The sequence below is a fragment of the Oceanobacillus sp. HCA-5259 genome (assembly GCF_037892815.1).
GTDB classification, from domain to species: domain Bacteria; phylum Bacillota; class Bacilli; order Bacillales; family Amphibacillaceae; genus Oceanobacillus; species Oceanobacillus indicireducens.
On sequence record NZ_JBBKBV010000041.1, the window covers coordinates 1 to 22,853 of the forward strand.

The window sequence follows — 22,853 nt, forward strand, 5'->3', positions numbered from 1 at the left end:
CAAACACACACTTGCATTAGGATTATATTTTGTTATAATGAAGTATATGTCTGGTAACGATGGCGGAGAGGTCACACCTGTTCCCATACCGAACACAGCAGTTAAGCTTTCCAGCGCCGATGGTAGTTGAGACTTTGTCTCTGCGAGAGTAGGACGTTGCCAGGCAGATTTTAATTATTATGCATGAATCACAAATGCATATTTTATACTATCGCGGGGTGGAGCAGTCCGGTAGCTCGTTGGGCTCATAACCCAAAGGTCGCAGGTTCAAATCCTGCCCCCGCAACCAAAAAATATCAACACTAGTTGATAATCGGTGGTACTTGGAAAGTGCAACCAAATAACATTTAATATTTTAAAAAAATAAAATTAGGGTCCGGTAGTTCAGTTGGTTAGAATGCCTGCCTGTCACGCAGGAGGTCGCGGGTTCGAGTCCCGTCCGGACCGCCATTACACATAGTTTATTTGTACAGGATTTCGAATAAGAAATCTTGTTTTTTTGTTTTTAAGTAATTTATCTAAAATATATCGTTAATGAGGGCGTAAGAAACATCTCGAATATTTCCTTTTACATCGTATTTTGCTATGATAGATAATGTAAATAGATGAAAAGGTGAAGGCTATGGACGAGTTTTCCTTAATAGAAGCGATTAAACAAAAAACATACAAGCAAGCATCCTTGCAACGGGGGATTGGTGACGATACCGCTGTTTTCCGTGAGGCGGCCGGGGAGCTTGCAATTGCTGTAGATACATTTGTTGAAGGAGTTCATTTTACGGAAAAAACGACGGATCTTTTTCGATTGGGTTACCGTGCGTTGGCTGCAAATTTCAGTGATCTTGCTGCAATGGGCGCGTTACCTATGTATTATTTAGTTTCGATTGTTGTACCGCCTAGAATGGAAAAGTTGAAGCTGACTGAAATATTTAATGGAATGAAACATTTGGCTGATCGTTATAATGCTGATTTAATTGGCGGTGATACGGTATCGGGTAATGAGCTTGTTTTATCTGTTACAGTTATTGGTCAAATCGAACAGGGGAAAGCCAGATATAGAAATCTGGCGGAAGTGGATGATGTTGTATTTGTCACGGGAACGTTAGGTGATTCCCAGGCAGGTTTATATATTTTGCAACATGACTTGGAGATTGTCCATAGGCAGTATTTCATTAACAGGCATCAACTTCCTGTTCCTAGGATAGCTTTTGCTAGTTCGCTTGGGAGTATAAAGCGATTAGCATTAAATGATATAAGTGATGGTCTTGGCAATGAGGCTTATGAGATTGCTGAAGAGTCTCATGTTTCGATTATCTTGGATGATAAAAAAATACCCGTTCATCCCGGGCTTGCTGCATTTCCTACAGGACTTCAGGAAAAGTGGAAGTATTTTGGCGGGGAAGATTTTGAACTTGTCGGTACGGTTGCAAAAAAGGATTGGCAGACAGTTCAACAGGCTGCGGAAAAATTAAAACTTCAAGTGACTGAAATTGGTCATGTGATTAATAAAGATGAGCATGCTGTATATCTTAAGAAGAACGGGAATATGACCAAGCTGCAAAAAGAAGGATATACACATTTAAAGTAGGTGGAACATTTGAGCGTGGTAGAATTGATTGCCCATTCCCTTGAAGAAACAGAAAAGATTGCGATGAAGCTCGCTAATTTTTTACGACCAGGTGATACGCTTACCTTAGAAGGTGAGTTGGGCTCAGGAAAAACAACTTTTACTAAAGGGTTGGCAAAAGGACTTGGGGTTACACGAAATGTAAACAGTCCTACATTTACAATCGTTAAGCAATATAAGGGAAGAATTCCTTTATATCATATGGATGTATACCGGCTGGAAGATTCAGATGAAGATATCGGATTTTCGGAATACTTTCATGGTGACGGCGTTTCTGTTGTTGAATGGGCGAAGTTTATTGAAGACTATTTACCTGAAGAACGCTTAGAAATTAATATTGAATATACGGATGATGACCAAACAAGGAAATTGAAGTTAAAAGCGCTTGGTGATCATTATAGTAGCATCTTACACGAGATGAAGGATTAGGGGTAGCCAAAATATGAATATACTTGTCATTGATACATCAAATCATGTCCTCGGCGTTGCCATCATGAAAAACGATAAGGTGATTGGGCAAATCATGACAAATTTGACGAAAAACCACTCAGTTCGGTTAATGCCAGCAATTGATAAGTTGATGGCAGAAGTGGGGATGCGTGTCGAAGAATTAGACCGGATAGCCGTTGCGAAAGGTCCAGGCTCTTACACTGGAGTACGAATAGGCCTAACAACAGCAAAGACACTTGCCTGGGCGCTTGGGACTCCTGTTGTTGGTGTTTCAAGTCTAGAGGCACTCAGTTACCAGGGACGTTTTTTTGACGGGTTTGTTTGCCCGTTTTTTGATGCGCGCAGAGGACTTGTTTATACAGGAATTTATGAATGGGAGGGCGGAAACATAACGAATCCCGTTCCTGATCAGAACATCCCATTTGTAAATATCCTGGAAGATTTAAAGGAAAAAGGTAAATCTGTGTTATTTTTAAGTCCAGATATTTCCGCATTTAAAGAACAAATTATAGAAACACTAGGCGAGCTAGCTGTCATTCCAGAAGGTCCTTACCATATAACTAATCCAGCTCATCTTGGACTTGCAAGTATAACGATGGAGCCGGATAATATTCATGGACTTGCACCGAATTACTTACGTTTGGCCGAGGCTGAAGCGAACTGGTTAAAACAACAAAAGGAAAAAGAAAGCAATGACTAAAATTACGATACGAAAAATGGAAATTGAAGACGTGCCCGGTGTACTGGAAGTAGAGAAATCTTCCTTTCCTGTTCCTTGGACATCGGATATCTTTTATCATGAATTAACAGATAATAGGCATGCTTTATATTTTGTTGTCGATTATGATGGTGAGGTTATCGGTTATGCCGGGATGTGGATTGTCATTGATGAGGCACAAATCACAAATATTGCTATTCTACCTGAGTATCGCGGGAAGAAGCTAGGTGAACAATTATTCCATCACCTGATGATGACGGCAATTCGTGTTGGGGCCGTACAGCTTTCTTTAGAAGTGCGGGTTTCCAATGTAGTGGCACAAAAAATGTACCGTAAATTCGGGCTTCTTCCTGGAGGTATCCGAAAGAATTACTATACAGATGATCAGGAAGATGCACTTGTAATGTGGGTGAGTTTAAAATGAAAAATGATAAAATTATCTTAGGTATCGAGACGAGCTGTGATGAAACGGCGGTTGCTTTGGTGAAGAACGGGACGGAAATACTTTCAGACGTTGTCGCTTCTCAAATTGAAAGCCATAAACGTTTCGGTGGAGTTGTCCCAGAGATAGCTTCCCGCCATCATGTGGAACAGATGACGATGGTACTAGAAGAAGCGATTGAAGAAGCGAAAGTGGAATGGGAGGATATTGATGCAATTGCAGTAACAGAAGGGCCCGGACTTGTCGGTGCCTTGCTTGTAGGTGTCAATACTGCAAAAGCACTTGCCTTTGCAAAACAAAAGCCTTTAGTCGGGGTCCACCATATTGCGGGACATATTTATGCGAATCGATTCGAGCGGGAATTTGAATTTCCATTGCTTGCCTTAATCGTTTCTGGTGGTCATACAGAACTTGTTTTAATGAAGGAGCATGGCGAATTTGAACTGATTGGCGAGACACTCGATGACGCTGCTGGAGAAGCTTATGATAAGGTTGCAAGAATGTTGGATTTACCATATCCAGGCGGGCCAGAGATCGACCGGTTAGCTGCTCTGGGGGAGGAAACAATCGATTTCCCGCGGGCGTGGCTCAGTGAGGACAGCTATGATTTTAGTTTCAGTGGATTAAAATCTGCTGTAATCAACAAGATTCACAATGCGAAACAACGCGGAGAAACATTAAAGCAAGAGGATATTGCAGCAAGCTTTCAGGCGAGTGTGATTGAAGTGTTAACTACAAAAACATTGCGTGCTGCCAAGGAAAAAAACGTGAAGCAAGTAATTGTCGCAGGCGGGGTTGCAGCAAACCGTGGCTTGCGTGCAGAAATGCAAACCCAGTTCGAACAAGCAGAAATTCCACTATTAATTCCACCGTTATCGTTATGTACGGATAATGCTGCAATGATTGCTGCTGCAGGAACCATTGCTTTTGAACAAGGAAAGCGGGACGGCCTTGATTTGAACGCCAATCCCTCTCTCGAACTTATATAAGATCAAAGGCGGAAGCGCCCGTTTAGCAACGTACAAACTGGAGCACTCCGGAATGAGATAAAGGAAACTCAGGCGACGATAGTGAGTTGATGTTGACTTATCGATTGGAGGAGTGTGAAGTTTGATAGTTGCTGGGTGCAGAGCGGACGTGGCTAGTAATAGATACTTAAGTTATCACAGCATTTTTATTTTATAGTTTCTTATATAACAAGAGAGAAATCCCCAACCAACTGTGGAGTTTACTCACTCTTATTCACAGCCTTGTGGATATAATCTTGAAACCTTTGTATCGCGCTGTTCGTATTGTGAATAAAAACAGGGTGAAAAAACATATTTTTTGTGGATAATGTGGATGGTTTTGTTGATGACCATTATGAACAGCTTTATTCTTTCAAAAGTGTGTGGATAATAGTTGGGGAAAGATAGATTTTAGAAAAGAAGTATGGTGAAGCAGCTATGACAAAAAAACAGTCCTACTTTGTGCAAACCGATTTATTGATTTTAATCGTTTTATTTATGGTGACAAGTCTTATAGCGATATACAATGCAGCTCAGTTTGAACAATATGCAGAAGAGAATTTTGTTATGAAGCAGATTGTCTGGTTCTCTGTGGGCCTACTGTTTGCTGTATCGGTACAATTTTTGGATATGGAACAATTGTATAAGGGTGCCGTATATATATATGCTGCTGGTATTCTAGCATTAGTTATTTTATATGTGAGCCCATCTTCCATCGCTTATTCGGTAAATGGTGCGAAAAGCTGGTTCAATGCAATAATACCAGGAGTATCCATTCAACCGGCTGAATTCGTTAAACTAACGACGATATTATATTTATCGGTTGTGATTAGTAAACATAAGCAAAAGTTTGAAGAGAGCACGTTAAAGTCGGATACGATGCTCTTACTGAAAATGGTTGGGGTTACGCTGCTTCCAGTCGGCTTGATTATGTTGCAACCCGACTTTGGTACGGCGATGGTTTATTTATTCATTCTCGGGATGATGATCATTTTTGCTGGGATCAGCTGGAAGATCATTCTTAGTCTAGTAGCGATTGTTGGTACATTTTTAAGTGGTTTACTTATCTTTATCGTACAATTTCCGGCACTAGCTAAATTGATTGCAGGTCCGAGCAGACATTATCAAATTGACCGTATTCTGACGTGGTTCGATCCAACCCAGTCAACTGAATCGGCCAACTGGCATTTTGACCGGGCCTATATGGGACTTGGTTCTGGACAATTAACAGGGAAAGGTCTTGGTGGGGCAGAAGTATATTATCCGGAAGCGCAGACTGACTTTATTTTCTCCATCATTGGAGAGACTTTCGGATTTATTGGCGGTTCATTTGTGATTCTTTTATACTTTCTATTGCTTTATAAGCTCGTAACACTGGGCTTAAATATGTATAAGTTTGTATCATTTGCTTCGTATTTCTGTTTTGGCTTCTTGAGTTTAATACTTGTCCATGTGTTTCAGAACATTGGTATGACAATTGGAGTTATGCCAGTAACAGGTATTCCATTGCCACTCATTAGTTATGGAGGAAGTTCCGTGATGGCAACAATGCTTGGAGTGGGACTCATTTACCGGATTGCTGTGGAATATACGATACAGAATGATTATTTATTTAAATAAAAAATGAGCACTCTCCAAGAGAGTGCTCATTTTTTTAATTCATAGGTAGCAGGAAAACGAAGAAGAATTGTTTTTAACTCTTTCTCGTAGTTGTTTGCATCGTAATAAACACTTCTTCAATCCGATTTTCACCTATTTTCGTCGCTTTAAATTCAGCTTTGTTATAAGGGATGACAACTTCCTCATCAGAGGATGGTATATGTCCAAGTTCATGGATAAGAAATCCATTTAATGTATCAAACTCATGAATTGGTAATCCGATGGCAAGCATTTCATCCAATTGGTATAAGCCGATTGTACCTTTAACCACATACTCATTCGTACCGATTTCTTGGAATTCTTCGTTTGCTCCTAACTGTGTGTGGAAAAGAATGTCTTCACTTGAAATTTCTCCGACGATTTCTTCAATAATATCCTCGATCGTTACTAAACCTTCTGTCCCACCGTATTCATCGAGGACAATCGCAATATGGATATTTTGTTTTTTCATACTGGCAAACAATTCATCAATCTTGCGTGTTTCAATGACGAAATACGGTTTCCGCATGACTTTTTTTAAAGAAAAATCCGTGTGACTGAATTGATCAAGATAGCGGAATAGGTCTTTCACATGCAGGATGCCGATAATGTTATCCACATCCCCATCATAAATAGGTAATCTGCTGTATGGGTGCTCATTAATCTCCTTTATTGTTTCCTCTAATGTGGCCTCAACTGGTAGGGCTGCCATGTCAATCCGGTGGGTAATGATATTTGAGACACTTTTATCATTGAACTCAAAAATCCGGTTAATCATCGCTTTTTCTAACCGTTGAATTGTACCACGTTCACCCCCGACATCGACCATCATACGAATCTCTTCCTCGGTAATATCCTCATCCTTAGCATGCGGGTCAGCACCTAAGAGGCGAACAAACCCATTCGTTGAAAAGGTAAGGAATTTTACAAGGGGAGAAAAAATCGTAAATAAGCCGGTCAATGGTCTCGCCACCGCAAGAGATATTTGTTCCGATTTCTGCAGGGCAAGCTTCTTCGGTACAAGTTCACCGAGAACGAGCGTAAAGTAAGATAAAAGCATCGTAATCAGGATGACACTCACGGTGTTTAATGTCGAATAGGGAAGCGGTAAACCGAGTGTATTCAACCATGCGGTAAGTGGGCCTGCGAAGAAATCGGCCGCAAAGGCACTGGCAAGAAAGCCTGCCATTGTAATCCCAATTTGAATCGTGCTTAAAAAACGGCTCGGTTCAGAGATTAAATTAAATAACAGGATAAATTTCTTATGCCCAGCTTCTGCTTGCTGTTTTACTTTATTATCATTCAATCCGATTAATGCAATTTCAGAAGCGGCAAAAAATGCGTTAATTAAAATAAGAATAATAAGTGTCGTTATTGCTATTGTCATAAGGCCAACCTCCAGTTTCTATCCATCTTGTAAATTGGCCCATTCTTCCATTAGTTTTTCCAATTCTTGATTCATCCCATCAACTTTTTTCGTTAATTCTAATGCTTTTTCATGATCTTGGAAGACTTCAGGTTTCGTCATTTCCTCCTCGAGCCTTGCGATATCCAATTCTTTTTCTTCAATTGCTACTTCAAGCTGGGCTATTTTTCTTTCTTTTCTTCTGTTCTCACTTTGCAGCTGTTTTTCTTCCTGAAAGCTCCTGCGTCTGTTATCGATCTTTGGCTTGTCCGTTTTTTCCTTGGAAAGTTTAATGAACTCTTTTTCTTCTTCTATTTTTTCAAGATAGTAATCATAGTCCCCTAGGTATACTTTAATCCCGTTCTTGCTCATTTTCGCGACTTGGTCTGTAATGCGATTAATGAAATAACGGTCATGGGAAACAAAGAGGATTGTACCAGGATAGTCCATTAATGCTGCTTCCAGCACTTCCTTACTGTCGATGTCCAGATGGTTTGTCGGCTCATCAAGTATAAGCAGGTTAGCCTTTTGCATCATTAGTTTTGCCAGGGCGAGCCTCGCTTTCTCTCCACCACTTAACTGATCGACCGTTTTTAAAACGTCATCTCCACTAAATAAGAAATTGCCTAGTACCGTGCGGATATCTTTTTCCATTACAAGCGGGTATTCATCCCATAATTCCTGCAGGACTGTTTTATTGGAGGAAAGATTCGCCTGTTCCTGATCATAGTAGCCGATTTTCACATTTGTCCCCAGTTCAAAGGACCCGTTCGTTGCCTGGAGCTTGCCGATAAGAATCTTAAGTAAACTCGTTTTACCAACCCCGTTCGGTCCAATAAGGACAACCCGTTCGCCGCGGGTGAGGCGGAGGTTTGCTTGCTTGAAGGTATATTCATCTTCATCCGGATAGCGGAGGGAAAGGTCTTCTATTTTCAAGACATCATTTCCACTTCTTCTTTCTATATCGAAAGAGAAGGACATAGAAGCCTCGTCTCCAAGCGGTCTGTTCACCCGTTCCATTCGTTCAAGCTGTTTCCGTCTGCTTTGCGCCCGTTTCGTAGTAGAGGCACGGGCGATATTACGTTGGACGAAATCTTCCATCCGTTTAATTTCTGTTTGCTGCTTTTCAAATTCTTTCCGTTCCCGTTCGTAGTCGGCTGCTTTTTGTTCGAGAAATTTACTATATGTCCCGTGATATTTCTTCGTCTCATGTCTTGAAATTTCATAGACGAGGGATACGGTTTTATCAAGGAAGTAGCGATCATGGGAAACAATGACAACTGCTCCTGGATACCCGCTTAAATAGGATTCGAGCCAGCCTAATGTTTCAATATCTAAATGGTTGGTCGGTTCATCAAGAAGCAGGAGTTGTGGCTTTTGCAGGAGCAGCTTGCCGAGAGCGAGCCTTGTTTTTTGGCCGCCACTAAGTTCACTAATCATTGTATGGTAATCATAGTCCTGGAAATTGAGTCCATTCAATACTGCCTTAATCTCAGCTTCATACGTATAGCCGCCACCGGTCTCGTAAGCGTGCTGCAGGCGATCATACTCTGATAGTAAACTTTGATATTCATCATTTGAAAGCTTCTCAGTATCTTGCAATTTCTCTTCTATCTTCCGTAAATTCTCTTCTTGTTGTTTTAAATGGTCGAATACGGTGACAAGCTCATTCCAGATTGTCTTGCCGGATTTTAATTCCATATGTTGTGAAAGGTAGCCGATAGTAAGTTCTTTCGGCTTAATAAGTTCCCCGGTATCATAAGAAAGTTCGCCGGCCATTATTTTTAATAAAGTAGATTTCCCAGCCCCGTTTCTCCCAACAATTGCTATTCGATCAAGATCTTTAATTTCAAGTTTTACATTTGATAAAATGGTTTCCGAACCAAAGGATTTCGAAAGTCCATTCATTTGCATTAAAATCATACATTCACCCCATTATATGTATTGTAACGCAAAAAGCAGAAGAAGGAAATTATATGTGAAAATAATCACGACATTTCGCTCGTTTTCTGGTAGAATAGACATAAGTATAACTATTATTATCGTTATTAATGAAATGAGGAACAGATATGAGACAAAACAAAATACCACAAGCAACAGCAAAGCGGCTTCCGTTATATTATCGCTATTTAAATAATCTGAATCGACAAGGGAAAAAACGGGTTTCTTCAAAGGAACTATCAGAAGCAATCAAAGTTGACTCCGCTACAATCCGTCGTGACTTTTCATACTTCGGCGCTTTAGGAAAGAAAGGTTACGGCTATAATGTCGAATACTTGCTCGGATTTTTCCGCAGTACACTCGACCAACATGAAACGACAGAGGTTGCTTTAATCGGTGTCGGTAATCTAGGTACCGCCTTTTTAAATTATAACTTTACGAAAAATAATAATATCCAAATCAAAATGGCCTTCGATAGTGATGAAGAGAAAATCGGTCAAATTGTCGGGGGTGTTCCAGTTTACGGGATAGATGAAATGATGGAGAGAATTGAGGGAATCTCTGTCGCGATCCTCACTGTACCTGTATCGGAAGCTGATGTTATTACAGAAAAATTAGTTAAAGCAGGGATTGAAGGAATCTTGAACTTCACACCTGTTCGTATTACAGTACCGGAAGATGTGCGCGTTCATCATATCGATTTAGCGGTTGAACTACAGGCACTTGTTTACTTTTTGAAGCATTATCCATTGCAATCAAAATAGAGCACACATAAAGTGAAACTTTATTCAGTGGGGAATTCCTTACCTCCCACTGAATGTTAGTTGAACAGAATCAGGTATTTACGGACTGTTTATCCCCTTTACATATTGGGCTTCCCTCATGTTTAGAGGTAGGGGTATTACAGACCGTTAATACGTGATAAAGAAACAAGAAAGATAGTGAAACGGGAGAAAATAGTAGGGGCGTGGGAAAACGTGTTGAATCGTAAAATATGGACAGGAGTATTGCTTTTACTCTCCTGTCTGTTTTTAGCAGCTTGCTCGAATAATACAGAGGAGAAAGAAACGGAATCAGAGCAAGAGGTTGAAGCAGGGGAGGATGTATTTTTTGCTGTCCTTGAGGATAATGTTGAAGCGTTGATGGCAAAGGACTTGGACGGTTATATGGAGACAATTCACGGGGAATCTCCTGCTTATGAATCAACAAAGGAGACGATCACTGAGTTCTTTGAGTATTCATTGGATATCGAGTTGGCAGATCTTGAGATGAAAGAACAATCTGAGGATGAAGCTGTCGTCCACTATACACAACGTACGATTGAAAAAGATTCAGGCGACTTCGAGAACAACGAAACAAGAGGAGAACATATTCTTCGTCCAGACGACGGTAAATGGAAAATTTATGAGTCGGAAATCTTCGAAGTCAATCCACTGCCTGAGGAAAGAGAAGAGGTTGAGATGACTGGAGATTATGTGGAAGTAATTTCTAGTCTTCCTACTCCTTTTGATGAGGAAGAATGGATGCTTGCCGGTTATGATGAAGCGGAAGGGGAAGCAACCGCTGAATACATTCCGGTTGCGGAAACCTTAGGGAATTACAGTGCAATCATCACCTATGATTATTATGAAGATGGTAATGAACGAAGCGGGCTTGCGAATTTCATTGATGTGCTGGAGCTAAGCTTACAAGATATGACAACAGGAGAATTTGATTTTGAACGTCTCTATGCAACGGAAAGTGAAGTCATGTACCAATTCCGTGTAGATGGGGATGCAAAAGAACCAAATCAAGAAGAAATCGGCCGCATTTTCGTTAAAGATGAGGACTTATATCTTGTACGCTATACGGTAATGGAAGAAACGATTGAAGATACGGATGAAATCATTACGATGTTAAATGAAATATAATAAAAAAGCGGGAGATGACGTTTGAATAGTCCGTCAGGATCCCGCTTTTTTTCATACCCAGCTCAACAAAATTGTCTGCAACTGTTCAAGCTGATCAATCATTTTTTGGATTTCTTCTGGTGTTAAGTTATACTGCTTATAAACAACGTAAGAGTTCATCCCTGCATGGACGATAATCGGAACGATAATCCGTTTTGTTTTTACATAAAGGAAAGCAAATACGAGTCCCATTGCTGTATACATAAGAAGATGGGAAAAGTCTACATGAAAAGCAGCAAAGACGAGTGCTGATAGTATAGCGGCGAAAAAGAAGTTCATGCGCTTATAGAGACTACCGAAAATAATCTTTCTAAAAATGATCTCTTCAAGGATTGGCGCAATAATTGCTGGAATCAAAATGAAGAGCATATTTGCCCGGGCATATTCCATAATCCCCATTGTGTTCTCCGATCCTGCTGGGATGCCGAAAATAAAGATTTCAATCATTGCTGCAATTGTTTGAGCAAAGAAGGCTAGAAACACCCCAAATATGGACCAAAGGATAACGGAAGAAACGGGGGAAGCATCCCGGTGTGCTGGCATTTTCATGTCTGGCCTCATTAGCCATAACGTAACGAGCAGTCCAGCAGTAAAACTAAAAATCGACCAATAAATCATATTTTGTGAATAACTTTCGGGGAAATATAATTCCATATACAACGCTACCGGAAGGGCGGAAAACTGCATAACCAAATACGTCACAATCACATACCAATATCTTTTCGGCAAACCCAACGACTCCTTCTATATAAAGTGAAACTTCATTCAGTGGGCGTTCTTTACCCCCTGAATGTTGGTTGAACAGAATCAGGGATTTACGGACTGTTTATCCCCCACCTTCACATATCGGGTTTCCCTCATGTTTAGAAGTGGGGCTATTACAGACCGTTAATCCGTGATAAATTCACATAAATGTATTTTAACATAAATCGGGACATGGGGTCAGAGCATTTGTCCCATTACATTCTTATCTTTACCCAATTATATGTTCAAATCCTTATTAATATCTATTTCCAGCTCCTTTTCCAGTTAAAAATAGAAAATCACAAAAATTAAACATACATCGCTTGCATTTTTTTGACTTATTACTTATTATAATAATTGGAGTTAGCACTCGAGCGAAGTGAGTGCTAACAAAAATATAAAAACTTTAGAATCAAGGAGGAGTTCTAGATGATTAAACCATTAGGAGATCGTGTTGTTATCGAACTTGTAGAGCAAGAAGAAACAACAGCAAGCGGAATTGTACTTCCAGACTCTGCACAGGAAAAACCACAAGAAGGTAATGTAGTAGCAGTAGGTTCTGGCCGTGTAACAGACAGTGGTGAAAAGATTGCACTGGAAGTGTCTGAAGGAGACCGCATTATTTTCTCTAAGTTTGCTGGAACAGAAGTGAAATACGGCGGGAAAGAATATTTGATTCTACGAGAAAGTGATATTCTAGCTGTTATTTCATAACTCAATTAACTTATACTTAAGAAACTTAAAACATATATCAATAGAGTGTTCAAAAAGGAGGATAAAAGGACCGAGGTCGGCTAAGTATGCGATTCGTTTTGCAACACCGACACTAGCACGGGACGTGGACGGTTTTAGTAGAACCTCTTTTTCTCAAAGTGTCATTTTTACCGGACTTTTTGAACAACCTTTAATAATAGAATTTAGGGAGGAAATGTAACCATGGCAAAAGATATTAAATTTAGTGAAGACGCACGTCGTGCAATAGCTCGTGGGGTAGATACATTAGCAGATGCAGTGAAAGTTACCCTTGGACCAAAAGGACGTAACGTTGTATTAGATAAGAAATTCGGTGCACCTCTAATCACGAACGACGGTGTAACAATCGCAAAAGAAATCGAACTGGAAGATGCATTCGAAAACATGGGTGCACAGCTCGTATCTGAAGTAGCATCTAAAACGAACGATGTAGCAGGGGACGGTACAACAACAGCTACAGTTCTTGCACAAGCAATGATCCGCGAAGGACTGAAAAACGTAACTTCTGGTGCAAACCCAGTAGGTATCCGCCGCGGTATTGAAAAAGCTGTTCAAGCAGCAGTAGAAGAATTAAAAAATGTTTCCAAGTCTGTAGAGAACAAAGAGTCTATCGCACAAGTTGCAGCAATTTCTGCTAACGATGAAGAAGTAGGAGAGCTAATTGCTGAATCGATGGAGCGCGTTGGGAAAGACGGCGTGATCACGATTGAAGAGTCAAGAGGTTTCAATACAGAGCTTGACGTTGTAGAAGGTATGCAATTTGACCGCGGATATGCTTCCCCGTACATGGTAACAGACCAAGATAAAATGGAAGCAGTTCTAGAAGATCCATATATCCTAATTACAGATAAGAAAATCAGTAACATCCAAGAAGTACTACCAGTTCTTGAAGAAGTTGTTCAACAAGGCAAGCCATTACTTCTTATCGCAGAAGATGTAGAAGGTGAAGCACTAGCAACATTAGTTGTGAACAAACTTCGCGGAACATTTAACGCAGTTGCGGTTAAAGCACCAGGATTCGGTGACCGTCGTAAAGCAATGCTTGAAGACATCGCTATACTAACTGGTGGTGAAGTAATTACAGAAGATTTAGGACTTGACTTGAAGAGCACTACAATCGAACAACTTGGACGCGCTGCTAAGGTTGTTGTTACAAAAGAAAACACAACAATCGTTGAAGGTTCTGGCAGCCCAGACCAAATCGCAGGCCGCGTAGCACAAATCCGTGCACAAGTAGAAGAAACTACTTCTGAATTCGATAAAGAAAAACTACAAGAGCGTCTTGCGAAATTAGCAGGCGGTGTTGCAGTAATTAAAGTAGGAGCTGCAACTGAAACAGAATTGAAAGAACGTAAACTTCGTATCGAAGACGCACTGAACTCTACACGTGCAGCAGTAGAAGAAGGAATTGTTGCTGGTGGAGGTACTGCACTTCTTGAAGTTTACAAGAAAGTTAACGAACTAGAGCTTGAAGGTGACGAAGCAACTGGTGTTAATATCGTACTTCGCGCAATCGAAGAACCAGTTCGTCAAATCGCAGACAACGCAGGTCTTGAAGGCTCCATCGTCGTTGAGCGCTTGAAAGGCGAAGAAAACGGCATCGGCTTCAACGCAGCTACAAACGACTGGGTAAACATGATTGAAGCTGGTATCGTAGACCCTGCAAAAGTTACACGTTCTGCACTACAAAACGCAGCATCTGTAGCAGCTATGTTCTTGACTACTGAAGCTGTAGTTGCTGACCAGCCAGAAGAAAACGCTGGCGGCGGAATGCCTGATATGGGCGGTATGGGTGGAATGGGCGGCATGATGTGATAGCCGTCTAACATCTTGATATATAAGGGTTTTTGAGTTAAATGAGAATGATTGGCTAACATTCGATACATTAAAGTAGTAGGCTTCTCATAAGTTGATCAAACTTTTGAGAAGCCTCTTTTTTCTATTGCTTTGTAACGCGAGATAAATATTTCTTGTTGTTACTTTCTGGAGTATGACCAAATCTATCCATAGTTTCTTCCAAGTCAATTGTGGCCATGTCAAGAAAAGAGGCATACGTATGTCTTAGTGAATGAGGAATTTTATACTCTTGTCAATCTATGCATAAAGTCATTCTATTTTAATTAATCTTCTTTTCTCTCTACGTAATGAGCTTCAATATGCACTACTTGAGAATGCTGCACCATTACAAAGATTTAGAACACTAACCCATATATATCCTGCTAATGGATAATTGAATAATAATAGATGATTGCAAAAGCGAGTAAGGGAAAAATTTGAGATTATTATTTAAAGAATGTAAGATAAAATGTCATTAAATATTAATATAAGAGAGTGTGATTAAAGTGTTAGAATTAATGACGAATCCTATGATACAAAATTTACTAACTAACTTTATTTATTCTGGTATTCAAAAAGGTGGAAAAAAGCTTATCTCAGACAATCTGAGCCAACAATTTGAAACTGCAATTCTTGATGCTTTCGATAAACTTTCTGAAAAATACCCAATTATAAGTTTTCAAAAAGAAAAAACGTACAGACAAAGTGAGAATTTAAAATATACATTAAAATATCTTCATGAAGAAGGAATATTAGAACAACATATTTATCTTGATTTTAGCAAGGAATTTAGGAAAAGCTATTTAGATATTTCAGATGAACAAGGGGATATCTACTTTGATTTGTATGATATTAATCAAGAAACCTATGAGGAAAAGTTTTCCGAAGTGGAGGAGCTGTTTAGAAAAGCGCAAGAATAAATGGTGCGCACCGCCACGAACTTCCGACGCGCAAGAAATGAATGAGAGGAAGGCCGACTAAAAACAGCCTTAGCCAACTTAGATATGCGAAGTGTCATTTTCACTGGACTTTTTAATAATCTCTAAAAAAATAACAGCAAATCCCGGGGTGGGGTTTGCAGTTTTGGATTAGATTTATTTTTTCCTTGGTACTAAATCCGCTACATAGTCAAAGTAAAAGTTCCGTTTCCCTCTTTTAATAAGGATGATCATCGTATGGATAAATAATACGGCCCAGATCATGATGAGAAATGCAAATATAATCACAGTGGTCCATACGTGATAAGGATAAAGGTTTGAATTTATATCCAACTCGATACTAGTAAATATATTTAGGATCCATGATGTTGCTAAAGGTAAATATAGCGCAAAGGATCTTTTCAGCAAGGACTGCCACGCAGGTGCTCTTCCATCGATATTCATTAGTTTAAAACGCAGTATATTTGTTCTGTTTCCATCTCGAAAGAACCTGATTGCCAAGGGTGAAAAAATAAAAGAAAGTTCTTTGGTACCTCCATTGTCGCAATTATTGGCTGTGATTATAGACTATCTGTTAATTAAGATTAGCTGGTCTCTTGCAGCTGGACTCTTTTTAACAAACGGATTTGCAGAATTTGTTTATAAATCGATTTGCTTTTTTATTCTTTTCCTTGTTGTTCCACTTCTTTGGGATGGAAAAACAATTGGAATATTACAGCAAAAACCTCATTTGAGCAATGACTTTTTTCAGTAAACCTTCAATTATTTGAAGGTTCGATACCTCATGCCACACTTAATAAAACAGATAGGTTCGGTATTTTAAAAAAAGGGTTTTTGCTGAACTGATCCATTCAATTCAATTCCTCGACCAATTATTTCGCCATGTCATTTGAACTCGCAGTTGTAACTAAAGAGGGACAATGCATACTGCCCACTCTTCTTAAATATAATGTTCTGAACGTCACTATTGTATCAAGAGCATTTTAAGAAAACTCCATATTGTTTTCATTCATAAACTAGAGAATGGGTGGGGAAAGAAATGACTAAAAAGATTCCAGACCTTTATGTCCACCAGCGTACGATTAGTGATTATGATTATGAACCAAATCATAATCAAATAAGTGTGATTGTCGAATATAACGGATCGGTACGAGTAGAAAAGTGGAATCTAGATCAGAGAGAACCTGAGCAGCCATCTTTTATATCAGAAAGTATTACGTTTGTAAAATATGTTAAGGGCACTTCAGATTTAATTATCGGGATGGATCCTACTGGGAATGAAAGGGAGCAATTATATCTCCTTAAGCAAAATAAGACGCTCATCCCTCTTACCAAATCGCCTGAACATGTACATCGGTATGGGGGAAGCTCACCTGATGGAAAATGGATTGCCTGGTCCAGTAATCGACGGAATCCTGCCTTTTTAGATATTTATATCCAGAATCTCGAGACTTTTGAAACTCATCTAGTCTTTGCTGAAGACGGTATATTTTCTGTAGTAGCATGGTTTCCTAATGGAAATGCACTATTAATCAGAAGAACGAACTCTCCGCTGGATCATGATTTAGGAATTTTATCTCTTTTAACTGGAAACATCGACTGGATTACAGAGCATTCAGATGAAACAAGTTACCGTGATATCCATTTTAGTCAGGACGGGGAAGATTTATATTTATTGTCAAACAAAGATAGTGAATTCTACGGACTGATGCGCATTCATCTGCCTACGAAGCAAATAACTTCGTTGCGACAGGGGGAATGGGATTTTGAAGGGTTGGCATTTAATAAGGAAAACAACCAGTTTGCTTTTACCGAAAATCAAGGTGGAATCTCAAAAGGTTATTTTTTTGATTTGAATAAAGGGACACTTTCTACATGGGAAAACCCTATGGGAGTGATAACCAATCTCACCTTTTTACCCCAACGACAAATGCTGCTTTTTAAATTAAATGGACCTGCGCATCCCTCTGAACTATGGTCACTTCACCTTTCAACCCTTAAGGCTCAACCGTTAATCAATACAAGCAAACCTCTCTTAGGAAAACTAACGGAGCCAAGACTACTATCCTATCGTTCATTCGACGGTCTTCAAATCCCTTTTTTTTACTATAAACCAAAGTTAACTGCCGAGAAACGCCCAATTATTATTTATCTTCATGGCGGACCGGAAAGTCAAAGCCGGGCGTCCTTCAATCCCCTTTTGCAATTCTTACTAAATCAGGGCTACGCCGTCACAGCACCTAATTTCCGTGGAAGTACAGGCTATGGAAAGTCGTATACCCATCTGGATGATGTACGGAAACGGTTGGATGCGGTTAAAGATGTGGTCTCCCTAGTGGATTGGCTTAAACAAGATCCAGCTATTGATACGAGTAAAATTGCTCTTCTCGGAGGCAGTTATGGTGGATTTTTAACGCTTGCGGCAATTAGTCACTATCCTGATTTATGGGCTGCTGCAATTGATATTGTTGGCATGTCGAGCCTGCGAACATTTATCCAAACTACGAGTCCATGGAGAAAGCGGCTTAGAGAAATTGAATACGGTACGGTTGAACAAGATGGGGATTTTTTTGATTTGATTGACCCTTTGAATCATGCTGACGAGATTACTGCTCCCTTGTTAGTCTTCCACGGTGTAAATGATCCACGTGTTCCCATTGGAGAATCAGAGCAAATCGTCTCTAAACTGAAGCAACGCGGACATCCCGTTACCTATCATCGCATGGAAGGGGAGGGGCATAAAATAGTGAAACCAGAGAATGAAATTTATGTTTACTCTCTCGTAGCTGCTTTTCTTGAGAAATATATGGGCTGTGATTAATATAATGGCGCTCATCATCCACCTTCGTTCTCAAAATATTAACTTTTGGTCATCTAGGCTCTCAATCACTTTGGTTGGGGCCTAATTTTATTCGATAAATAAAATGTATTGATTTTATCAGTTCCGTAAAATAGGCTCCTGTATTAGTAACCACACCCATCTGTTGTACATAATTTGTTGATGAGTACTCGAAAAATAATAATGGTTATCTGGAAAACACTTCTTACTTGATTAACATGGCAGCTATCGTTTCAGTTTAGAAGACCTGACTTTTAATTTAAATTTAGGGGGAAAAGAAAAATGAATAATTTTCATAATGAAATTCAAATGTTGAATGTTGACGACTTTCAAGCGACTCAGGCAATACCTTGGGAGTAAAATCAGTACGATATGAATCAAGAGCTCATTGGATTTGGTTTTGGTGGATGTTTCGGCTTTGGCGGCTGCTTTGGCTTCCGGTGCTTTGGTTGTGCTCGTTGTTTTCGATGCGCTAATTGCTTCAGATGCGGTCGCTGTCACGGCGGATTTTGGTAAGCCCTTAAATTGTTTAGTATTCAATTTTAGAAGCCTCCTGCATTTTTGCAGGGGGCTTTCCCTAAAAAAACAGGACATAATGGACAAATTACGGTACATACGATGAAAGTGGCAGTATTAATGAACAATTATGGTCAAAAGGATAAGGAGGCTAGAGATGCCGAAATTGAAACCTTCTATGCGTCTAAAAGTGAAAAGGGACACGTTTTATCTCCCGGAACCAAACCGAGGAGTATATTTTCGGAACAATTCAAGTTCTTTCCGCATTGAAGGCAGTGGGATCGATCAGTGGGTTGAAAAACTGTTACCGATGTTCAATGGGGAGTATACATTAGAATATTTGACTAACGGATTACCTGACCCTTACCGAAACCAGGTCTTTGAAATTGCAGAGGTACTTTATGAGAATGGATATGTTCGTGATTTAAGTCAGGATCTACCGCATCAATTGTCGGATTATCATCTTAAAAAGTATGCATCTCAAATTGAATTTGTTGACAATATAGTTGGTTCCGGGGCAGCCCGTTTTCAAAGTTTTCGTCAGGCTAACGTGCTGGCAGTTGGCTCTGGTCCTATGTTAAATTCTGTTGTTTCTTCTTTGCTTGAGACTGGTTTGACTAAGATACAGGTGTTAGTTACAAACGAGGTTCCGACCAATAGACAGAGGTTAAATCAACTCGTGGAGCATGCACGAATCAAAGACCCAGAGGTTAACTTGAAAGAGTTCTCGCAAAAGCAGGAGAGTTGGCGAGAAATAGTGGAGCCTTTTGATTCCATATTGTATGTGAGTCAGAAGGGAGAACTAGAGGAACTTAGACAACTTCATACGGTTTGCAGGGAAGAGAACAAAATGTTTCTCCCAGCTTTATGCCTGCAGCAAGTAGGTTTGGCAGGTCCACTCGTACATCCGGATTCCGAGGTGTGTTGGGAAACGGCATGGCGTCGTTTACATGAATCCGCTTTATCTAAAGATAGGAAGTCTCAAGGCTCCTCCGTAAATTCTGGTTCATTGTTAGCTAATATGATTGTATTTGAGTTGTTTAAAAAGATTACAGGAGTCACAGAATTGGAAAAGAATAATAGGATTTTTCTTCTAAATCTGGATACATTAGAGGGAAAATGGCATGCATTTTTGCCTCATCCTCTGGTGACAGGTGATATATCTGCTGAATGGGTTCAAAATGTCGAGGACCGGATTCACACAGATATAGAGGAAGTTGAATCAGGTAATTTACTTCTTTCTTTCGATCAGTTAACATCAGCGGAATTAGGAATCTTTCATATTTGGGAGGAAGGTGACTTAAAGCAGCTCCCGTTAGCTCAATGTCGCATTCAGGTAGTGGACCCGTTGTCGGAGGGACCAGCTGGGCTGATGCATGAGGATGTCTGCTCAGGTTTGACTCATAAGGAAGCACGCCTGGAGGCAGGACTAACAGGAATTGAATCATATGGGGAGCGAATGGCGAGCTTGATTGTTAATGCGCTGCCACTTGAAAATGGTTCAGTAGTAGCGGATGAAATGATCGGGATTGGAGCTGGTGAATCGTTTGTGGAAGGTGTTGGACGTGGGTTACAAAAGTGTTTGAGAGAGGAGCTTCGCAAGCAACAATTTAATCAGAAGTATTCTGTTTCCCGAGTGCAGTTGAATTCTATAGAAGATGAAAAATGCCGGTTCTATTTAGAGACATTAACCACGATGCAGGGAGCACCAATTATCGGGATAGGAAAGGAAGTATTTGGTTTTCCTGTAATATGGATAGGTGCGGAAGATGAGTGGTATGGCAGTATAGATTTAAATGTAACAATGGCGTTACGAAGGGCTTTACAGCAGGCAATTAGCAAAGTGCAAAATAAATCGGATTCCTCGAGCAACCTAATTTGTAAGGTATCATCCTCATCCATCTATTTAGAAGAGAACTCACCAATTAGTCTTGATATTCCCGTGTGTGAAGAGAGGATACAAGCCGACATTCTACAAGGAGCCATGGAAAGATTGAAATGGAATGGTAAACGGGTCTTCGTAGCCGAATATGGGCTTGAACCTGTTTTTAAAGAGCGACTAGCCGGAGTGTTTGGTGTCTTGCTGCGAGAGGGGGATTCACGATGAACTCCTTCGTGTTGATTGTCGGAGAAGGGGTGCTGGCTGATTGTGTAAGTCACGAACTGTCAGCAAACTATCCAATTATACGTAAGTCCAATCTCGGTGAAGGTATTCTAAGTTATACGGATTTGGTGCTGTTTTTGGATGATGGTTGGAGACCCTCCGTTCATCAAAATGCGGAAGAAGTATTACAAAAAACTAGTACTCCCTGGCTCAGAGGCTTTGTTTCATTTGGTGAAGGTATAGTGGGCCCGCTTGTACAACCAGGTGCAGCAGGCTGCTCTCAATGTGCAGATATACGGCTTCTTATGGGGAGTCGGGATCGAATAGAGATGGTTGAGGTAAAACAAAGACTTGAACTGGACAGAGGAATGGAAAGTGATCCGTGGGCTTCACGTACGGGACTTTTACAAATGGCTTACGTGATAGGTGGAGAGGTACAGAATTTATTGCGGGGGGATCGGGTTTATTCAGAAGGCAGGGTTTATTCAATTGATTTGAAAACACTGAAGAGCTCCTGGCATTCTTTTTTGCCCAACCCGTTATGTCCGGTCTGTGGTCAATTACCCGACGATTCGCGAGACTTAGCCCATGTTTCACTGCAACCAAGTCCGAAGATAAGTTCCAGCAGTTTCCGCAGCCGTCGGTTGGATGAGATGAAGGAAGATATTGTAAATGACTATCTGGATAATCGTACTGGCATTTTAAACAGTAAAATGTATGACCTAGTTACTCCATTTGCTGATGCGAGTGTTAATCTGCCTATGTTAGCAGGGGACGAAGGAACAGGTGGCCGGACCCATTCATACGAAGAGAGCGTATTGACAGCCATTTTAGAAGGGGTGGAGCGGTACTGCGGAATAAAACCGCGCGGCAAACGGACTGTGGTCCATGATAGTTATCGTAACTTAGAAAATCAAGCACCTCATCCTTTGAGGGTAGGCGTACACGCAAAGGAACAATATGCGCAGCCTGGTTTTCCATTCAAGCCGTTTGATCCTGACCGTTCCATTGATTGGGTATGGGGTTATTCGTTTTTAGAGGAGCGTCCTATTCTAGTCCCAGAGCTCCTTGCTTATTACAGTGTTGGACACGGAACAGAAGGTTTTGTCTATGAAACTTCAAATGGATGTGCGCTTGGAGGAAGTTTAGAAGAGGCCATTTTCCATGGAATTATGGAAGTGGTCGAGCGTGATTCATTCTTAATGACATGGTACGCAAAGCTTAATCTTCCACGAATTGATCCTTTTACAGCTAACGACCAGGAGTTGGAATTAATGGTCGAGCGGATGCGAGTGGTCGCTGGGTATGATTTGTATTTGTATGACGCTACGATGGAACACGGTATTCCAAGTATTTTTGCAATAGCTAAAAACAGAAAGGAAAAGGGACTAAATCTCATTTGTGCAGCCGGGGCTCATCTGGATCCGGTGCGGGCGGTGAAAGGCGCAATTCACGAGCTTGCTGGCATGATGCTCAACCTCGATGAAAAATTTGAAGCGAACAAAGAGGAGTATGAAAGAATGCTACATGATTCATCCTTGGTGCGGCAGATGGAAGATCACGGCATGCTTTGCGGTTTGCCGCAAGTAGAAGAGCGTTTTAGTTTTTTGCTTGACGAAAATGGTCCAATGCGATCCTTTAATGAGGAGTTTAATTGGAAGTCGGATCATGCGGATCTTACCGATGATTTGCAAGATATTTTTCAGGTGTTCCGCCAGTTAAACCTTGAAGTAATTGTGGTAGATCAGTCGACTCCGGAAACGATACGAAACGGATTGTATTGCGTAAAAGTACTGATTCCAGGGATGCTGCCGATGACATTCGGGCATCATCTTACCCGCTTAACAGGACTTGAGAGGGTCCTTCGAGTCCCGATGGAGCTTAAGTTCACGAAAGAACCATTGACAATCGAACAACTCAATCCACATCCGCACCCGTTTCCTTAAAGG

The 22,853-nt window shown here is 40.5% G+C and carries 20 protein-coding genes, 2 tRNA genes and 1 rRNA gene; 18 read left to right on the forward strand and 5 right to left on the reverse strand.

Annotated features, from left to right (window positions below; all coding sequences use genetic code 11):
* Positions 1–49 precede the first annotated feature (49 nt).
* From rrf to WKU33_RS16450, 9 genes are all read left to right on the forward strand, one after another.
* Positions 50–165, forward strand: a 5S ribosomal RNA gene (gene rrf / locus WKU33_RS16410).
* Between the two features lie 47 nt (positions 166–212).
* Positions 213–289, forward strand: a tRNA-Met gene (locus WKU33_RS16415).
* Between the two features lie 84 nt (positions 290–373).
* Positions 374–450 (forward strand) — tRNA-Asp (locus WKU33_RS16420).
* A 172-nt stretch (positions 451–622) separates the two neighbouring features.
* Positions 623–1,585 (forward strand): thiamine-phosphate kinase, encoded by a 963-nt coding sequence (gene thiL, locus WKU33_RS16425; protein ID WP_340455615.1) that lies wholly within the window; start codon positions 623–625, stop codon positions 1,583–1,585.
* A gap of 63 nt (positions 1,586–1,648) precedes the next feature.
* On the forward strand, positions 1,649–2,053 hold the full coding sequence (tsaE, locus tag WKU33_RS16430) for a tRNA (adenosine(37)-N6)-threonylcarbamoyltransferase complex ATPase subunit type 1 TsaE (protein ID WP_445321708.1): 405 nt from the start codon (positions 1,649–1,651) through the stop codon (positions 2,051–2,053).
* A 13-nt stretch (positions 2,054–2,066) separates the two neighbouring features.
* Positions 2,067–2,774, forward strand: coding sequence for a tRNA (adenosine(37)-N6)-threonylcarbamoyltransferase complex dimerization subunit type 1 TsaB (gene tsaB / locus WKU33_RS16435; protein WP_340455619.1), 708 nt, complete (start codon positions 2,067–2,069; stop codon positions 2,772–2,774).
* Positions 2,767–3,216, forward strand: coding sequence for a ribosomal protein S18-alanine N-acetyltransferase (rimI, locus tag WKU33_RS16440; RefSeq protein WP_156856918.1), 450 nt, complete (start codon positions 2,767–2,769; stop codon positions 3,214–3,216). The genes tsaB and rimI overlap by 8 nt, the downstream gene beginning before the upstream one ends.
* Positions 3,213–4,223: a tRNA (adenosine(37)-N6)-threonylcarbamoyltransferase complex transferase subunit TsaD gene (gene tsaD, locus WKU33_RS16445; protein WP_340455622.1), complete on the forward strand. Its 1,011-nt coding sequence runs from the start codon at positions 3,213–3,215 to the stop codon at positions 4,221–4,223. Before rimI ends, tsaD begins: the two co-directional genes overlap by 4 nt.
* A 456-nt stretch (positions 4,224–4,679) precedes the next feature.
* The gene (locus tag WKU33_RS16450) at positions 4,680–5,861 is read left to right on the forward strand and encodes an FtsW/RodA/SpoVE family cell cycle protein (RefSeq protein WP_340455624.1); all 1,182 of its coding nucleotides are present in this window, start codon (positions 4,680–4,682) and stop codon (positions 5,859–5,861) included.
* Positions 5,862–5,934: 73 nt separating this feature from the next.
* On the opposite strand, the gene WKU33_RS16455 is transcribed toward WKU33_RS16450, so the two are convergent.
* Together WKU33_RS16455 and WKU33_RS16460 are read right to left on the reverse strand one after the other, a co-directional pair.
* Positions 5,935–7,266, reverse strand: a complete 1,332-nt coding sequence (locus WKU33_RS16455; RefSeq protein ID WP_188856917.1) for a hemolysin family protein — start codon at positions 7,264–7,266, stop codon at positions 5,935–5,937.
* A gap of 18 nt (positions 7,267–7,284) precedes the next feature.
* On the reverse strand, positions 7,285–9,207 hold the full coding sequence (locus WKU33_RS16460) for an ABC-F family ATP-binding cassette domain-containing protein (RefSeq protein ID WP_156856922.1): 1,923 nt from the start codon (positions 9,205–9,207) through the stop codon (positions 7,285–7,287).
* A 146-nt stretch (positions 9,208–9,353) separates the two neighbouring features.
* Between WKU33_RS16460 and WKU33_RS16465 the strand changes: the two genes are divergently transcribed.
* Together WKU33_RS16465 and WKU33_RS16470 are read left to right on the forward strand one after the other, a co-directional pair.
* Positions 9,354–9,989 carry a redox-sensing transcriptional repressor Rex gene (locus tag WKU33_RS16465; protein WP_156856923.1) on the forward strand — a complete coding sequence of 212 codons (636 nt, stop codon included), beginning with the start codon at positions 9,354–9,356 and terminating at the stop codon, positions 9,987–9,989.
* Between the two features lie 213 nt (positions 9,990–10,202).
* Positions 10,203–11,135 (forward strand): hypothetical protein, encoded by a 933-nt coding sequence (locus WKU33_RS16470; protein ID WP_188856915.1) that lies wholly within the window; start codon positions 10,203–10,205, stop codon positions 11,133–11,135.
* Between the two features lie 51 nt (positions 11,136–11,186).
* Here the strand turns inward: WKU33_RS16470 and WKU33_RS16475 are convergent, their stop codons facing one another.
* On the reverse strand, positions 11,187–11,903 hold the full coding sequence (locus WKU33_RS16475; RefSeq protein WP_156856925.1) for a CPBP family intramembrane glutamic endopeptidase: 717 nt from the start codon (positions 11,901–11,903) through the stop codon (positions 11,187–11,189).
* A 444-nt stretch (positions 11,904–12,347) separates the two neighbouring features.
* On the opposite strand from WKU33_RS16475, the gene groES reads away from it, so the two are divergent.
* The 3 genes from groES (at position 12,348) to WKU33_RS16490 (ending at position 15,427) form a co-directional block, all read left to right on the forward strand.
* Entirely contained in the window at positions 12,348–12,632 is a 285-nt protein-coding gene (gene groES / locus WKU33_RS16480) for a co-chaperone GroES (protein WP_156856926.1), read from the forward strand.
* Between the two features lie 222 nt (positions 12,633–12,854).
* Positions 12,855–14,486: a chaperonin GroEL gene (gene groL, locus WKU33_RS16485; RefSeq protein WP_156856927.1), complete on the forward strand. Its 1,632-nt coding sequence runs from the start codon at positions 12,855–12,857 to the stop codon at positions 14,484–14,486.
* 539 nt (positions 14,487–15,025) lie between these two features.
* Entirely contained in the window at positions 15,026–15,427 is a 402-nt protein-coding gene (locus WKU33_RS16490; protein ID WP_156856928.1) for a hypothetical protein, read from the forward strand.
* Positions 15,428–15,601: 174 nt separating this feature from the next.
* Here the strand turns inward: WKU33_RS16490 and WKU33_RS16495 are convergent, their stop codons facing one another.
* Positions 15,602–15,889: a hypothetical protein gene (locus WKU33_RS16495; RefSeq protein ID WP_156856929.1), complete on the reverse strand. Its 288-nt coding sequence runs from the start codon at positions 15,887–15,889 to the stop codon at positions 15,602–15,604.
* Positions 15,890–15,983: 94 nt separating this feature from the next.
* Between WKU33_RS16495 and WKU33_RS16500 the strand changes: the two genes are divergently transcribed.
* Both WKU33_RS16500 and WKU33_RS16505 read left to right on the forward strand, forming a co-directional pair.
* Positions 15,984–16,199, forward strand: a complete 216-nt coding sequence (locus WKU33_RS16500; protein ID WP_194461799.1) for a hypothetical protein — start codon at positions 15,984–15,986, stop codon at positions 16,197–16,199.
* 285 nt (positions 16,200–16,484) lie between these two features.
* Positions 16,485–18,266, forward strand: coding sequence for a S9 family peptidase (locus WKU33_RS16505; RefSeq protein WP_340455628.1), 1,782 nt, complete (start codon positions 16,485–16,487; stop codon positions 18,264–18,266).
* A gap of 243 nt (positions 18,267–18,509) precedes the next feature.
* On the opposite strand, the gene WKU33_RS16510 is transcribed toward WKU33_RS16505, so the two are convergent.
* Complete coding sequence (locus WKU33_RS16510) at positions 18,510–18,824, reverse strand: hypothetical protein (protein ID WP_156856931.1); 315 nt, start codon at positions 18,822–18,824, stop codon at positions 18,510–18,512.
* A gap of 133 nt (positions 18,825–18,957) precedes the next feature.
* Between WKU33_RS16510 and WKU33_RS16515 the strand changes: the two genes are divergently transcribed.
* Together WKU33_RS16515 and WKU33_RS16520 are read left to right on the forward strand one after the other, a co-directional pair.
* Complete coding sequence (locus WKU33_RS16515) at positions 18,958–20,907, forward strand: putative thiazole-containing bacteriocin maturation protein (protein WP_340455630.1); 1,950 nt, start codon at positions 18,958–18,960, stop codon at positions 20,905–20,907.
* Positions 20,904–22,850 (forward strand): TOMM precursor leader peptide-binding protein, encoded by a 1,947-nt coding sequence (locus WKU33_RS16520; RefSeq protein ID WP_156856932.1) that lies wholly within the window; start codon positions 20,904–20,906, stop codon positions 22,848–22,850. Before WKU33_RS16515 ends, WKU33_RS16520 begins: the two co-directional genes overlap by 4 nt.
* The last annotated feature ends 3 nt before the right edge of the window (positions 22,851–22,853 follow it).